A 15,179-nucleotide genomic window follows, 5' to 3' on the forward strand; every position below is an offset into this window, starting at 1 on the left:
CCTCCACATCTCTAATTAGCTAATGGCTGCCTGGATGACTGGCTGCATCGGTACGATCTGGTTAATCACTTCGCGGATGGCTTCTGCATCTTCGGTGACAACCCGTTCCAACCGTTTGAATTCTAGCTCCATCTGGCTCCGGGTGATGACGTTAGGTCTGCCGATGAAGATCCGGTCATGCTGAGTGGAACCCAGGTTCTCTTCATCTGTCAACAGTTCTTCATACAGCTTCTCGCCTTCACGGATGCCTGAGAAGGTGATGTCAATGTCCTTGTAAGGCTCGTAACCGGACAGTGTGATTAAGTCCTCGGCCAGAGTCAGAATCTTAACTGGTGCTCCCATATCCAGGACAAATACTTCTCCGCCATTCGCGAAGGAACCGGATTGAATCACCAGTTGAACGGCCTCGGGAATAGTCATGAAGTAACGGACCATCTCGGGATGCGTTACGGTGACAGGCCCACCGGCTGCAATCTGCTGCTTGAAGGCGGGAATGACACTGCCCCGGCTGCCTAATACGTTACCGAAGCGTACCGCAGAGAACTTGGTTGGGCTTGCTACATTGAGACTCTGCACATACATCTCGGCAATCCGTTTCGTGGCTCCCATGACGCTGGTCGGGTTCACGGCCTTGTCGGACGAGATCATCACGAAGCGCTCTGCACCATACATATCTGCACAGTCGGCAACATTGCGGGTCCCGAAGACATTATTCTTGATCGCTTCGGAAGGGTTGCGCTCCATCAGAGGAACGTGCTTATGTGCTGCCGCATGAAAGACCACCTGCGGCTTATAGCTCTGAAATACATCCATCAGCCTTGACCGGTCCTGAATATCAGCAATCACGGTCACGATCTCCAGGTAAGGGAAGCTCTTGCGCAGCTCCATCTCAATCGTATAGATACTGTTCTCGCCGTGTCCTAGAATCAGCAGCTTGTCCGGTGCAAAAGGAGAGATCTGGCGGCATAGCTCTGATCCGATCGAACCGCCTGCACCCGTAATCAGTACGGTCTTGTTATGAACATAGCCCAGTATACTGTTCATGTCTGCCACAATGGGCTCACGGCCCAGAAGGTCTTCTACACTGACATCGCGGAGCTTCTTGACAGAAATCTTACCTGCAATCAGATCATTCAATGCAGGTATAATCTTCAGCTTGGCTCCTGTTGTCTTGGCCAGGTTAATAATCTCGGATATTTCAGTTCTGGAAACTGAAGGCATGGCAATAATAACCTCATGAATATTCTTCTCCTTCACCAGACGCGGCAGATCGTATCTATTCCCCAAGACAGGCAGTCCCAAAATAGACATATGATATTTATTGGAGCTGTCGTCAATGAAGCCTACCAATTTCGTATCGGCAAACGATGGACCCATCATTTCCTTAGCAATTAGCATTCCACAATCCCCGGCTCCGACGATTAAAGCATGGGTCTCTCTATTCTTGTCATTAATCCGTTCCTTCCGAAGGAATCTCCATAGGAAGCGGATGCCACCAACCAGAACTAGAGTGGTCTCCATAATCCGAACTTCTACTCCGAAGGGTACACGCACTGGTAGAATTAATAGAGATATACCATAAGCTATGATTGCCCCAGTCATTATAGCCTTAAGAATAGATACTATTTCACCGATACTAGCGTATTGCCACATCCGGCGATATAACCCGAAATAGACTAAGTTCCCACCAATCGCAACAGTAGAAATTATTCCAAACTGAATCATCTGTACAACATATTCGTGAGGAATGCCATCAAAGAAACGGAACATATACGAAGTGACTACACTAAACCATATGATCGCAATATCAATTAGAAACAACATAAACACTCTTGTTTTCGCTGTCATTTTCAGTGCCTCCAAAAACAACATTTTATCTATTAAACAATTCAATTGCCATAGTAGTAATAGTAGTAGCCTTCACTGGCCTTGCGCTTCACGTTGTTAAGGACCACGCCCAGCATCTTGGCCCCTACCCGGTCCAAATTGTCCTTGGCCTTGGCAGCAATATCCCGCTTCACCTTACCGTAGCTGACCACCATGATTACGCCATCACTCTTGGAGGCAACAATCTGTGCATCTGTAACGGCCAATAGCGGAGGTGTATCAATCAGAATGACATCATATAACTGGCGCAGCTCCTGCAGCACCGCACTCATCCGGTTGGAGGCCATCATCTCCGCAGGGTTCGGAGGAATCGGGCCGGATGTCATCAGATACAGGTTGTTCACACCCGATTCCTGAATCACATCAGACAGATTCGCCTGCTGCGAGAGCAAGGAGGACAACCCATACCGGTTACTCAGTGAGAAAGTCTTATGCGCTGTAGGCTTACGCAAGTCACCGTCGATCAGCAGCACCTTCTTATCCGCTTGCGCGTACGCAGCGGCCAGGTTAGCGGTAACGGTTGACTTCCCTTCCTCCGGTCCGGAAGAAGTGACCATAATAATCTGGATCTGTTCATCTACAGAGGAGAAATCAATGTTCGTGCGCAGTGCCCGAAAGGCTTCGGATACCGGCGAACGCGGGTTGGTCACGGTGATCAGATGGCGTTGTTTATTTGGCTGCTGTGACATGCTCGAGTTCCCCCGCCTTTCTGCTCTGTGTCTGAGCCTGCTGCCCGGTGGTTTTGGTTTCTTCCTGGCCCAGCCGGGTAATCATAGCTATAGTTGGAAGTCCAAGGTATTTCTTAATGTCGTCTTCTGTCTTCAGCGTATCATCAAGATACTCCAGCAGGAAGGCAATCCCCAGACCAATCATCAGGGATACGATAAAAGCAATGGCGAGGTTCATGACCACATTCGGCTCTACCGGTCCGGGTGCAACTGGCGGATTAAGCTTGGCTTCGTTGAGGATGGACACATTCTGTACGTTGAACAAGGACGGTATCTCCTGCTTAAATACAAGTGATATGGCATTCACGATCTCTGCGGCTCTCTGGTATGAATTATCTCGAACGACAAGTGTCATCACCTGCGTATTATTTACAGAACTCACGTTAACCTTCTTCAGCATTTCCTCTGCCGTAATCCCGAACTGCGGGTAGTTCTTGGCCACAACATCGAGGATCGCCGGGGTCTTGATAATTTCCTTGTACGTATTAATCAGCTGAATGTTGGTATTGATCTGATTCAGATCCAGCTGTGCTGCCGTAGCTTGGGTAGGCGTCTGATTAACAATGATCTTCGTTGAAGCTTCATAGACCGGATTCTTGATATATAAGCTGTAGATCCCGGCAAGAATACAAGCCACGATAACAATACTGATAATCATCCACAGTCTCTTCCTGACAATCTGGAAATAATCGCGCAAATCCAATTCTTGTGCTGACAAGTGCATTTCCCTCCAAGCTGTAAATTCTTATACCCTATATCCTAAAAAAGTGCCTCCTCTCTATACGACGAGAGGAGGCTCTCCACAATACTATTTACTTACTTGAAGTTGATTGTACGGTAGATAATTACTGCAGCTTCAGCACGTGTAGCTGTGTTGTTAGGGTTAAACTTGCCGGCGTTGCCGATAACCAGGTTATTGCTGGCAGCGAAGGCTACTCCGTCTTTCAGGGAAGCAGCGATCTTGCCTGCATCGGAGAACTTGCTCAGGGAGCTGACACTAGTTGCAGCATCTGGCTTCTGCGACTTCACGGCACGGGCAATCATCGTTGCCATTTCCGCACGGGTAATCGTTGCACTAGGATCGAACTGGGCTGCACTGCGTCCAGTAATGATGCCCTTCTCAGCAGCAACAGCTACATAAGGAGCATACCAGGCAGTGGAGCTTACATCACCGAAGCTCTGCTTCGCGGAGTTGTTCTCCAGGTTCAGTGCACGGATCAGCATCTTGGCGAATTCTGCACGAGTCACATTGTTCTTCGGAGCAAAGTTGCCGTTACCTACGCCTTCAATAGCGCCCTTGGCTGCTACGACTGAGATCTGTCTTCCAGCCCAAGCCTGAACACTTGCAACATCCTTGAAGCTGACTTTGTTCTCCAGTACAGCGTAGGAAGAGAAGCCGTCACGCGGTTCAGTGATGTGATCACCATCTACAACACCACCCTGGTATTGCAGTTCTTTGTAGACTACCTTCGCAACGGACAGCAGTTCACGGTCAAGGCCTTCTGTATTCTTAAGCGGCAGCTTGATGATGATTGGCTGCTTGAAGGTGGATGTAACCACACCGCCTACAGTCAGTTCGAAGTCATATACGCTGGATGCCAGCTTCATGCTGGACAGGGATGTTACGGTTGTATCTGCTACAGTGGAAGTAGTCAGTGTAATAGCTTCACTGAACTGTCCTACTGGAATCGTTACAGTCAAGCCGTTGAAAGTAATCGCAATGTTGGCAATGCCTTTCGCCTTGGCTGCTTCGATGATTGCTTTGGACAATGGCACTTCTACTGTTGCCGCGTTCACTGTACCCAGGTTCAGGGTAAGCGTAAGACCTGTCTTACCGGCATTAGCTGCAACCAGTGCATCAAAGGCTTTCAGTACATCAGCATCTACGAGCTTCAGGGTTGCTTTGTTGCCTACAATCGTTACCAGCTTGGATACATCGTATACACCTGGTGTAGCTGTAGGGTTCGTAACTGGAGTTGTTACTACAGCGCCACCACCGCCACCGCCGCCAGTGTTGCCACCAGGGGTTCCAGGATCAGGTGTTACAGGCTCGTTAATGTAAGCTCTCACATAAGCTAAAGCAAGAGCCTTCACTGCTGGCGCGGCTGTTGGAATTGTATCCTTCAGGTTCTTGAGACTGAGCTGTATATCTCCTGGAGTAATGTTAAGGTTGTAGACTACCTGGCTTACAGTAAGACCACCCTCAACTGTGTTGTGATTCAGAACCTTGGTAATGGCTTCATTCAGCAATGTATTCAGAGCATCATCAGTGCTAGAAGCATTAAGAATCAGGTTCATCAAGTCAGTTTTGGACTTATTGCTGATCATTGCACGAAGTTCAGCTTCAACGCCTTTGTCGCCGAACAGGAATTCATTGAAATCGTCAGCCGTAAGATTCTTTACGCCAGCCTTAACTGCAATTCTCTTCAGCAGGTCCACATTCTTCTCATCATAGCGGATCACCTTAATTGCAGTGTAATCCTTGTCATATACATCGTAGACTACACTGGATACGCTCGCGAAAGCTTTATGAGCAGTTACAAGATCATCAGCTTCTAAGGCAAGCTTGGAAAGTACTGGTTGGAAAATCTGTTCGAAAATTTCAGCGCTGATATTGCCTGCTTCCTTCTCATAAGCAAGAAGATCTTGTCTCTCTTTTTCTGTAAGCTGAGCATAAATCTTCTCAACCTTCGCCTTCACACCTGCATTAGTTACTGCTGCTGCGGAAGCTGTACTCACTCCAAAATGTTCAGCCAACCCCTTGCTGCTGAACGGGAATCCGGCAACGGATGCCGCTGCCATGCTTACTGCTAGTGTAGATACTGCCAATTTTTTCTTCAAAGTCACTTGTCATCCACCTCTGTGTATGTATTTTTATATAAATAGAACATAAATCCAGTAATACCCATTCTACCACCAAAAGTTCAGTAGGTCACCCCTTACGAGAGAAAAATCCGAACAATCTATGACGTTTGCTGGTAGATTGAATAGGATTAACTCGAATAATCTCCTTATTTGCAAGGATATCGCGCGCATTATGTTGAAAAAAGTCGAATGATTCTTCTCCCAATTCCCGCCGCACCACCCCGTAAGCTTCGCTTAATCCAAAGGGACGATGCATAGAATCATGCGCATCCGATGCAATAATATGCACGGCATGCTGCCGGCATAATTCGAGCGACAGCTTCTGCAGCTTACTCCCGAAGACGCCGGCTATACTCTGTGCGGTTACCTGTCCCAGGGCGCCAAGCTCTATTAACCGCAGCAGCTTGGACGGATCGGCAGCAACCTCCGCATTGCGCTCGGGGTGGGCGATAACCGGCACCATTCCCTGGATGACCAGCTCATGGCAGGTCTCTTCCATCGTGCGGGGCACCCGTGAAGAGGGCATCTCCAGCAGAATATACCGGGAACCGGCAAGCGTCAGCAGTTGTCCGCGCTCCAGATCATCGAGCAACTCTCCGTAGATCCGGATCTCCTGCCCCGGCAGCACGACCAGCGGATTGCCTGCCTCCTGCAGCTTCGCATTCAGCACCCGCACCGCCGCTTCAATCTCCGGGGCCGGATTCATATAGACTCCGTTCGCATGGTGGGGGGTAGCCACTACAGTTGTAATACCATCGTTATGGGCGTCAAGCGCCATGGCGAGAGCGGCGTCGTAATCAGCGGCTCCGTCATCCATGAAGGGTAGAATGTGGCTATGGATATCTATCATATGTTGTTTATCGGTCCTTTCGTAGAGGATATGTATAGTTTTCGCAAAAAAATACAACCATTTCACTAGGAAATGATTGCCATATATCGAAACATTATCACTTATGCTTCCAGTCGGAACAGCCGGCCGGCCGCCTCTGCAAGTCTCTCATCGACTTCCTTAATCACTGCCTCTTGCTGACTACGGTTGCGCAGATCGAGCAGTCTATCAGTCTCTTGCCGGAGCTGCTCAATCTCACATTCTACGCTCTGACGCTTGTAGACAGCCAGCATCTCTGCCACTGAATATTTATGCTGATAGATCAGCTTGGTGCCGCCCGGCCTTACTTCAGAGATCCGGCGCACCGAGCCGCCTTCATAGTAGTACATCATTGTAAGATCTTTATAAATCCGGTTTACGGTCCCCGTGCCCTTATACATGAAGAATAGTTTGCGCACTGCATTAATCAGATGAGGATTCACCACCCTGCAGGATAAGGAACCCATATAGATGCCGCCTTTGCGTTCAAAAGACAGATGGACCTCCTCACCTCCGGCCTCCTCCAGCACAATCTCCTGTTCACCCGCGCCTAGTACCTTTACACGGTGACTGATATAGCTGGTATCAGCGGTCAGCAGAAACTGGTTCAGCTGAAATTCAGTCATTTGCATCGTTGCATTCACATATTCCATCGCCAGACGCTGAGCCATAAACATCCCTCAATTCTTAATGACAAACCCTTAAGTCTCGGAAGGCGCTTCGTGCTGCGGTTCATCCCCGGAATTCTGATCATCCGGATCTGCCGGAAGCTCTTCTTCGGTGGGTAGAGTATGTCTATCTATAAGTTCCCATAATTCGTCTTTACCAAGTCCAATCTCAGATGAATACGCAATGAAGCTGTCTCCCGGCAGCACACCGAGCTCCTGCTTCATTACCTTGATATGCTTCGGCCAGCGGGTCTTCGGGATTTTGTCCGCTTTGGTAGCCACTACGCAGAGCGGCAGATCGTAGTGCTTCAGCCAGTCAAACATCATCTTGTCATTGGCCGTCGGCGGGTGGCGCAGATCCACGACAAGCAGGACCATCTTCAGCGTCTCGCGTTCCGCCATGTACTTCTCGACCATTTTGCCCCAGGAGGCGCGCTGTGTCTTCGAGACCTTGGCATAGCCATAGCCCGGGAAGTCAACGAAATACATGCTCTCATTCACAAGATAATAGTTCATATGCTGCGTCTTGCCCGGCGTAGAACTGGTGCGGGCCAGATTCTTGCGGTTAATCATGCGGTTGATCAGAGAGGACTTCCCTACATTGGAGCGCCCTGCCAGAGCAATCTCCGGCAAGGCATCCACAGGGTATTGGTCAGGGCCTACGGCACTGATAATAAATTCGGCGTTGTTAACTTTCATAAGACTTCCTTTCTAATGCACACTACTGGGCGCTTCAATGCTTATTTCTGTATCTGTATCTGAGTCTGAGCCGGTGTTAACGTCTTCTGCATGGTCTACGAGCGCGTGCTTCAGCACCTGGTCCATATGAGAGACCGGCACGAACTCGACATCATTACGGACACTCTCAGGAATATCCTTGAGGTCGCGTTCATTGTCCTTCGGCATAAGAATCTTCTTGTAGCCTGCACGGTGGGCGGCCAGGGACTTCTCCTTCAGTCCTCCGATCGGCAATACGCGTCCGCGCAGGGTGATCTCACCGGTCATGGCCACATGCTTCGAGACATAACGCTTGGTGAGTGCAGAGATCAGCGCCGTGGCGATGGTAATCCCTGCGGACGGGCCGTCCTTGGGAATCGCACCTTCGGGAATATGGATGTGAATATCGTTCTTCTCGTGAAAATCAGGGGCAAGCCCCAGCTCCTCCGCCTTCGAGCGGGTATAGCTGAAGGCGGCCTGCGCCGACTCCTTCATTACATCGCCGAGCTGTCCGGTCAGCGTCAGCTTCCCGGTGCCCTGAACCACCGTGACTTCAATCAGCAGCGTATCGCCGCCAACCTCTGTCCAGGCCAACCCGGTAACGGTACCGATCTGATCCTCCAGCTCTGCCATTCCATAACGGAACTTGGAGGCTCCCAAGTAATCCTTGATCTCCTCTGGAAGAATGCTGACGCGCTCCTTCTCTTCTGAGACAATCTGCTTCGCCGCCTTGCGGCAGAGGGCAGCAATCTGCTGCTCCAGATTCCGCACCCCGGATTCGCGGGTGTACTCGCGGACAATCTTCAGCAGCGTATCGTCTCCGATGGACAGCTGCTCTTCCGCAAGGCCATGGCTCTTGCGCTGCTTCGGCAGCAGATAACGGCTGGCAATCTGCAGCTTCTCCAGCTCCGTATAGCCGGGAATGAACAGCATCTCCATCCGGTCCAGCAGCGGACGCGGAATGTTGTGCACGGCATTCGCCGTAGTGACGAACATGACGTTCGACAGGTCGAACGGCAGCTCTACGAAGTGATCGCTGAACGTATTGTTCTGTTCCGGGTCCAGCACCTCCAGCAGGGCCGCCGACGGATCGCCGCGGAAGTCCGCTGCCATCTTGTCGATCTCATCCAGCAGGAAGACCGGGTTGATGCTGCCTGCCGTCTTCATCCCCTGGATGATCCGGCCCGGCATTGCGCCGACATACGTACGGCGGTGACCCCGGATCTCGGCTTCATCCCGCACGCCGCCCAGCGAGATGCGGACGAACTTGCGGTTCAGGGAGCGGGCGATGGAGCGGGCGAGCGAGGTTTTGCCGACGCCCGGAGGACCTACCAGACATAGAATCGGCCCCTTCAGACCCTTGACCAGCTTCTGCACGGCCAGGTATTCCAGTACCCGCTCCTTCGGCTTCTCCAGACCATAGTGGTCTGCGTCCAGCACCTCTTCCGCCTTGCGGATATCCAGATCATCTTCCGTGGCTTCACTCCATGGCAGACCAAGCAGCCAATCCACGTAGTTGCGGATGACGCTGCCTTCGGCCGAGCTTGCCGGCATTTTCTCCAGACGGTCGATCTCCTTCAGTATCTTCTCCTGCACCCGCTCCGGCAGATTCTTCTCTTCCATCTGGGTGCGCAGCTCATCGGCTTCACCAGCCCGGCCTTCCTTCTCGCCAAGCTCCTTCTGGATCGCTTTCATCTGCTCGCGCAGGTAATATTCCTTCTGGGTCTTCTCCATCTGCTTCTTCACGCGCTGGCTGATCTTGCGTTCGAGCTCCAGCACTTCGCGCTCATTATTGAGAATATCGAGCAGCTTCTCCAGACGCTTGCTGACGTCAATGGTCTCCAGGATCTCCTGTTTGTCCTTGATCTTCAGCGCCAGATGACTGGTGATGACATCCGCCAGCCGCCCGGGCTCCTCGATATCGGAGACCGCAGCAAGTGTCTCCGGCGTTACTTTTTTGGACAAAGTGATGTAGTGTTCGAACTGGCTCAGCACGCTGCGCATCAGGGCATCGCTCTCCTGGTCCACATCCTCCTGCTCCGGCAGCTCACGCGCCATCACCTCATAGTACTCCTCGTTGTCCGTATAATGAATGATCTCAGCCCGCTCTACGCCTTCCACCAGCACACGGATCGTACCATTGGGAAGCTTCAGCATCTGCCGCACATTCGCCACCGTACCCACGCGGAATATATCCTCTTGCCCCGGCTCCTCAATATTGACTTCAGACTGGGAGCAGAGCAGAATCAAATTATCTTCAACCATAGCTTTCTCTAATGCCCGGACGGACTTCTCACGGCCTACATCCAGATGCAGAACCATACTGGGATAGACAAGAAGACCTCTAAGCGGTAATAAAGGAAAACGACGACCTTTGGATTTATTTTGTATCATCGCTTTCGCACCTCCCATGGTTCATAAGTTGTGTCATATGCATTCATTCTAACAAAAGCCGCATGAAAACACCAACAACCCGTGTCCGCAATTGGCGTTATTGGCACGCTTACCCATCGGTATGTAGTATTCGCTGAACATTCGTGTCCTATGCCGCCGCTCTCCCCTACTCAGCCATAAAAAATCCCCCGGCAGCTGCCCGCCAGGGGATTCCTTCACACTATGCCTGTCTTACCCGGGCATACTCTCGCCCGAAGCGTCCGCCTTCAGCAGTGAAGGCGCCGAAGAGAAGGTCTCGCCGGATACGGCGGGCATCCGGATATCCGCCGTGTCGGTGCCGAACAGGTGGCGGAAGACTTCCTCCACCGTGTCCACGGGGATCACCCGCAACGCGCCGAGATCGGCGAACAGCGACTGCCAGTTCTCCTTCGGAATCAGCACAGTCGTTGCTCCAGCCTGGAAGGCAGCCTCCACCTTGGCGACCACGCCGCCGACCGGCTTCACCCGGCCATGGATGCCGACCTCCCCGGTGATCGCCACCGTGTTGTCCACCGGCAGCTGCCGGATGGCAGAGACGATGGCCACCGCCATGGCCACCCCGGCGGACGGGCCGTCAATCGGCGTCCCGCCGGGGAAGTTAATGTGCAGGTCATACTTGTCCGGCTCCAGCTTCATGGAGCGCAGGACGGTCAGCACATTCTCAATCGAGCCCCGGGCCATGCTCTTGCGCCGCACAGTCCGCGAGCCTCCGCGTGTCTCCTCTTCATCGACTACCCCGGTGATATTCAGCCTGCCCGGCCCGTTAAGGGCTGGCGCGGCTGAGACCTCAATCTCCAGCAGTGTGCCCATGCCGGGCCCGTAGACGGCAAGGCCGTTGACCAGTCCTACCTGCGGGGCGGATGGTATCTTACGCTCCGTCCGCAACGGCAGCTGGCTGCTGCTGGCGACCCATTCCACTTCCGCTGCGCTCAGCGTATCCCGGCCTTCGGTCAACGCAAGGCCCGCAGCCAGCTGAATCATATTCACCGCCTCGCGGCCGTTCGTAGCGTACTGCTGCACAACTTCGACCGCTTCGGGGCTTGGCTTCAGCCCAATCTTCTGGACGGCATCCCGTCCGATCACGGCAATCTCCTCCGGCAGCAGCGGACGGAAATAAATCTCCATGCAGCGCGAACGCAGCGCCGGCGAGATCTCGTCCGGCGACCGTGTCGTGGCACCGACCAGCCGGAAATCGGCAGGCAGGCCATTCTGGAAAATATCATGGATATACGCTGGTGTATTGCTGTCCTCCGAGTTGTAATAGGCGCTCTCCAGCAGTACCTTGCGGTCCTCCAGTACCTTCAGCAGCTTATTCATCTGAATCGGATGCAGCTCGCCAATCTCATCAAGGAACAGAATTCCGCCATGCGCCTTGGTCACCGCTCCGGGCTTCGGCTGCGGAACTCCGGCCACACCCATGGCTCCTGCTCCCTGATAGATCGGATCATGCACGGAGCCGATCAGCGGATCGGCAATTCCGCGCTCGTCGAAGCGCGCCGTAGTGGCGTCGATCTCGGTGAATTTGGCATCGCGTTTGAATGGCGATAACGCGTTCTTCTTCGCTTCTTCCATAACTACCCGCGCCGCTGCCGTCTTGCCCACACCCGGCGGCCCGTAGATAATGACATGCTGTGGATTGGCACTGCATAACGCGGCCTTCAAGGCGCGCAGCCCGTCCTTCTGTCCGACGATATCGTCGATGGAGGCGGGGCGTGTCTTTTCCGAGAGCGGCTTGGTCAGTGAGATCATCCGCATCTTCCGCAGCTTATCCAGCTCCTTGCGCGATTCCCGGTCCACCGCCGTCTTGTTCGTCTTCTGTCCCCGCAGCAGATTCCAAAAATAAACGCCGATGACCAGCGCGAAAAAGAGCTGCACGACCATCAGCAATATACTTAGTTCCATAGGTCACCCTCCTGTATCCTTCCGTCTGCATGTTCTGTATTCAGCTTCTACTAGGTAGTATAGCCGTTTCAAACATTCGTAAACTCCGGCGGCAAAAAAACAGGAACCGCACCGCCCTGCCGGGCAGTCTATTGCATACGATTTCCACAATCGGAAAGACTATACGGGATGATAGGAGGCGAATGAACATGACACAGCTGGAGAACGCAGGCTCGCCGCAGGAGAAGCTGCCGGATTCTATGTCCGCTTTTGTAGAGGGGACACAGGCCCGTCTGGGTACAAGTACAGATATCATCTACAGATTCATTACACTCGGACCCTCGTCCGTGGTGGTTGTATATATTGAAGGAATGGCTGATCCGCAAGCTCTGATGGAGGCCATTCAAGAAGACGAAGGCCGGTTCAATGCGTTCAGTGAACCGCAGCCGGAGCGCTGCCTGGAGCTGCTGCAGGAAAGAACAATCTCCCTCGGCAAAGTTGGAGGGATTACTAATTATACAGAGGTAGAGACGGAGCTGCTGGCCGGCAACTCGGTCATCTATATCGATGGAAGCACGAAGGCGTTGTCTGCCGGTACAGAAGCGCTGAAGCAGCGTTCAGTGGAAGACGCGGTATCCCAATCCGTAGTAAGAGGGCCGCGTGAAGGCTTCACCGAATCCCTGCGGGAGAACACGGCTCTGATCCGCCGGCGTATCCAGAACCCCAAGCTGCGTATTGAACAGCGGAAGCTTGGAGAGCAGACCCAGACCAATGTCGCGGTGATGTATATTGAAGGCAATGCCGATCCCGAAGTGCTGCAGGAGCTGCGCAGGCGGCTGGATGCCGCTAAGCTCGACAGTGTGCTGGAGAGTAACTATGTTGAAGAGATGATTCAGGACCAGCGCTACAGCCCCTTTCCGACGGTGTATAATACAGAACGCCCGGATACTACAGCCTCTGCACTGCTGGAAGGCCGGATCGCCATTCTGGTCGAGGGTACCCCGTTTGTCCTGGTGGTTCCGGCGCTATTGGTGCAGTTCTTCCAGTCCAGTGAGGATTATTACCAGCGGAGTGATTTTGCCAGTCTGGTCCGGATGCTCCGGTTCTTCTGCTTTGCCATCGCCCTGCTGACTCCCTCCTTCTATATAGCGATTACTACCTTCCACCAGGAGATGATTCCTACCACTCTGCTGATCAGTCTGATCGGACAGCGCGAGGGGATTCCTTTTCCGGCCTTCCTGGAAGCCTTCATCATGGAGATTACCTTCGAGATTCTGCGTGAGGCCGGCATCCGTCTGCCCAAATCGATCGGCCAGTCCGTGTCCATCGTCGGAACGCTGGTGATCGGCCAAGCGGCGGTCGATGCAGGACTCGTCTCGGCGGCTATGGTTATCGTCGTATCCATTACAGCCATTGCCAATTTCGCCTTGCCTGCCTTCAATGTGGGAATTTCCGTGCGGATGCTGCGGTTTGTCCTGATGGTCATTGCCGCCTCCTTCGGTTTATTCGGAATCATTATTGCCTTGATTATTCTGGGATTGCATCTGTGCAGCCTTGAATCTATGGGCATTCCTTACATGACCTCGTTTGCCCCCATCCGCTGGCAGAGCCAGAAGGATACGTTCATCCGCTTATCCCGGCGCACCATGAAGAAGTATTTTGGGCAGAATTAGCAGGTTGACATGAACTCTCTTCAACGAAAGGACTGCTGGACATGTGGAGAAAATTCCTGAGTATCCTTCTAATCATCAGCCTTACCTTGCTCACCGGATGCTGGAGCCGCAAAGAGCTGAATGATCTGGCTCTCGTCATGGCGCTCGGCATTGATCTCGATCCGGGCGGCTATGCCGTCACCGTTCAGGTGATGAATCCCGGGGAGGCGGGCAACCAGAAGGGCGGCAGATCCGGGGGGATGCCTGTGGTTACCTATCAGACCATTGGCAGAACTGTTCCCGATGCGTTGCAGCGCATGCTGAGCATGACTCCGCGTATGCTGTATCTGGCCCATATCCGCGTGTTAGTCATCGGAGAGGCCTTGGCACGCAGAGGAGTCAGCGATGTGCTGGACTTCATCTCACGCAACCATGAGCTGCGTACCGATTTCTTCCTGATGGTAGCGAAGGAATCCAAGGCTTCCAAGATACTGGAAATCATCACTCCATTCGAGCATATTCCGGCGAACTCCCTGTATTCTTCTATTCTGGTCTCGCATAAAAAATGGGCAGCTACCGGGAAAGTGACCCTCCAGCAGTTCATTACCGAGCTTGAGCGCGGCGGCTCCAATCCGGTGATGTCCGGTGTGCAACTGAATGGGGGCGGGCAGAATGGAGGGTCCGTGAACAATGTGGATACGATCCGCCCGAAGACCATGATCGAGCATGCGGGAATCGCAGTGTTCAAAAAAGACAGGCTGGTCGGCTGGCTGGACGAGCCTGGCAGCAAAACGGTCAACTATGTCCTGGATGAGGTAGACTCCACAGTTAGCAATGTATCCATTCCCGGAGGCGGGCTTGCAGGCTTCATAATAACCCGTTCAGACAGCAAGCTGGACGTCCGGCTAGATACACAGGGCAAGCCTGAATTTACGGTAAAGCTAAATATAGAAGCCAATCTTACCACGATTCAAGGCAAGCTTAATCTGAATAATCCGGCCAGCATCGAAGATATTCAGAGGAATCTGGAGCAGAATTATGACCTCAGCCTCACGCAAAATATACGGAAGGTCCAGCAGAAATACGGCGCTGACATCTTCGGCTTCGGCGAAGCCCTGCACCGGAAGTATCCCCGTCTGTGGCGAACATACCGCGAGCATTGGGAGGGCAGCTTCAGAACCGTCAAGGTTAATGTACGTTCCAAGATAGTCATTCAGCGCATCGGTTCGGTCATCCAACCCTTGAACCAGGAGATGGAGGAAAAATGAATTGGAATCTGATTCTGCTGTTCTTTCTGTTACTGGTGTTGATCCTGAAGACACCTGCCGTAATCAGGCTACGGTCACTGCGGGATGCGGCCGCCTTCTATAGTCTCTGGAGTCTTACTGTTGCGGCAACCGTACTGGACATGGCAGACCTGCCTCAGTTCAGGCCGCTCGACTGGGTACGCAGTCTCATGCAGCTTCTGTCCTGAAATAAC

General features: G+C 52.7%; 12 protein-coding genes. 3 read left to right on the forward strand and 9 right to left on the reverse strand.

The annotated features are described in order from the left end of the window. Positions 1-15: 15 nt before the first annotated feature. The 9 genes from MKX51_RS24395 to lonB all read right to left on the reverse strand — a co-directional run bounded on the left by MKX51_RS24395 (position 16) and on the right by lonB (position 12,068). Positions 16-1,848, reverse strand: coding sequence for a polysaccharide biosynthesis protein (locus MKX51_RS24395; RefSeq protein ID WP_340994187.1), 1,833 nt, complete (start codon positions 1,846-1,848; stop codon positions 16-18). 41 nt (positions 1,849-1,889) lie between these two features. Continuing rightward, positions 1,890-2,576, reverse strand: coding sequence for a CpsD/CapB family tyrosine-protein kinase (locus MKX51_RS24400; protein WP_076159880.1), 687 nt, complete (start codon positions 2,574-2,576; stop codon positions 1,890-1,892). After that, entirely contained in the window at positions 2,557-3,333 is a 777-nt protein-coding gene (locus MKX51_RS24405) for a YveK family protein (protein ID WP_340994188.1), read from the reverse strand. The genes MKX51_RS24400 and MKX51_RS24405 overlap by 20 nt, the downstream gene beginning before the upstream one ends. A 98-nt stretch (positions 3,334-3,431) precedes the next feature. Continuing rightward, entirely contained in the window at positions 3,432-5,462 is a 2,031-nt protein-coding gene (locus MKX51_RS24410) for an S-layer homology domain-containing protein (protein ID WP_340994189.1), read from the reverse strand. A gap of 85 nt (positions 5,463-5,547) precedes the next feature. After that, positions 5,548-6,330 (reverse strand): tyrosine-protein phosphatase, encoded by a 783-nt coding sequence (locus MKX51_RS24415; RefSeq protein ID WP_340994190.1) that lies wholly within the window; start codon positions 6,328-6,330, stop codon positions 5,548-5,550. Positions 6,331-6,431: 101 nt separating this feature from the next. After that, complete coding sequence (locus MKX51_RS24420) at positions 6,432-7,019, reverse strand: non-ribosomal peptide synthetase module (protein ID WP_340938572.1); 588 nt, start codon at positions 7,017-7,019, stop codon at positions 6,432-6,434. Between the two features lie 30 nt (positions 7,020-7,049). Further along, positions 7,050-7,715 carry a ribosome biogenesis GTP-binding protein YihA/YsxC gene (gene yihA, locus MKX51_RS24425; RefSeq protein WP_340938570.1) on the reverse strand — a complete coding sequence of 222 codons (666 nt, stop codon included), beginning with the start codon at positions 7,713-7,715 and terminating at the stop codon, positions 7,050-7,052. Between the two features lie 12 nt (positions 7,716-7,727). After that, a complete protein-coding gene (gene lon / locus MKX51_RS24430; protein WP_340950580.1) occupies positions 7,728-10,127 on the reverse strand; it encodes an endopeptidase La in 2,400 nt (799 codons plus the stop codon). A gap of 231 nt (positions 10,128-10,358) precedes the next feature. After that, complete coding sequence (lonB, locus tag MKX51_RS24435; protein ID WP_340752032.1) at positions 10,359-12,068, reverse strand: ATP-dependent protease LonB; 1,710 nt, start codon at positions 12,066-12,068, stop codon at positions 10,359-10,361. A gap of 188 nt (positions 12,069-12,256) precedes the next feature. Here lonB and MKX51_RS24440 point away from each other — a divergent pair, with 188 nt between their 5' ends. From MKX51_RS24440 to MKX51_RS24450, 3 genes are read left to right on the forward strand one after another with little or no spacing between them, the layout of a single operon-like run. Beyond that, a complete protein-coding gene (locus MKX51_RS24440) occupies positions 12,257-13,720 on the forward strand; it encodes a spore germination protein (RefSeq protein ID WP_340994191.1) in 1,464 nt (487 codons plus the stop codon). A 41-nt stretch (positions 13,721-13,761) separates the two neighbouring features. Continuing rightward, a complete protein-coding gene (locus MKX51_RS24445; RefSeq protein WP_340994192.1) occupies positions 13,762-14,967 on the forward strand; it encodes a Ger(x)C family spore germination protein in 1,206 nt (401 codons plus the stop codon). Next, positions 14,964-15,173 carry a hypothetical protein gene (locus tag MKX51_RS24450; protein ID WP_340938564.1) on the forward strand — a complete coding sequence of 70 codons (210 nt, stop codon included), beginning with the start codon at positions 14,964-14,966 and terminating at the stop codon, positions 15,171-15,173. The genes MKX51_RS24445 and MKX51_RS24450 overlap by 4 nt, the downstream gene beginning before the upstream one ends. The last annotated feature ends 6 nt before the right edge of the window (positions 15,174-15,179 follow it).

This window comes from Paenibacillus sp. FSL M7-0420, assembly GCF_038002345.1.
In the GTDB taxonomy this organism is placed as follows: domain Bacteria; phylum Bacillota; class Bacilli; order Paenibacillales; family Paenibacillaceae; genus Paenibacillus_AQ.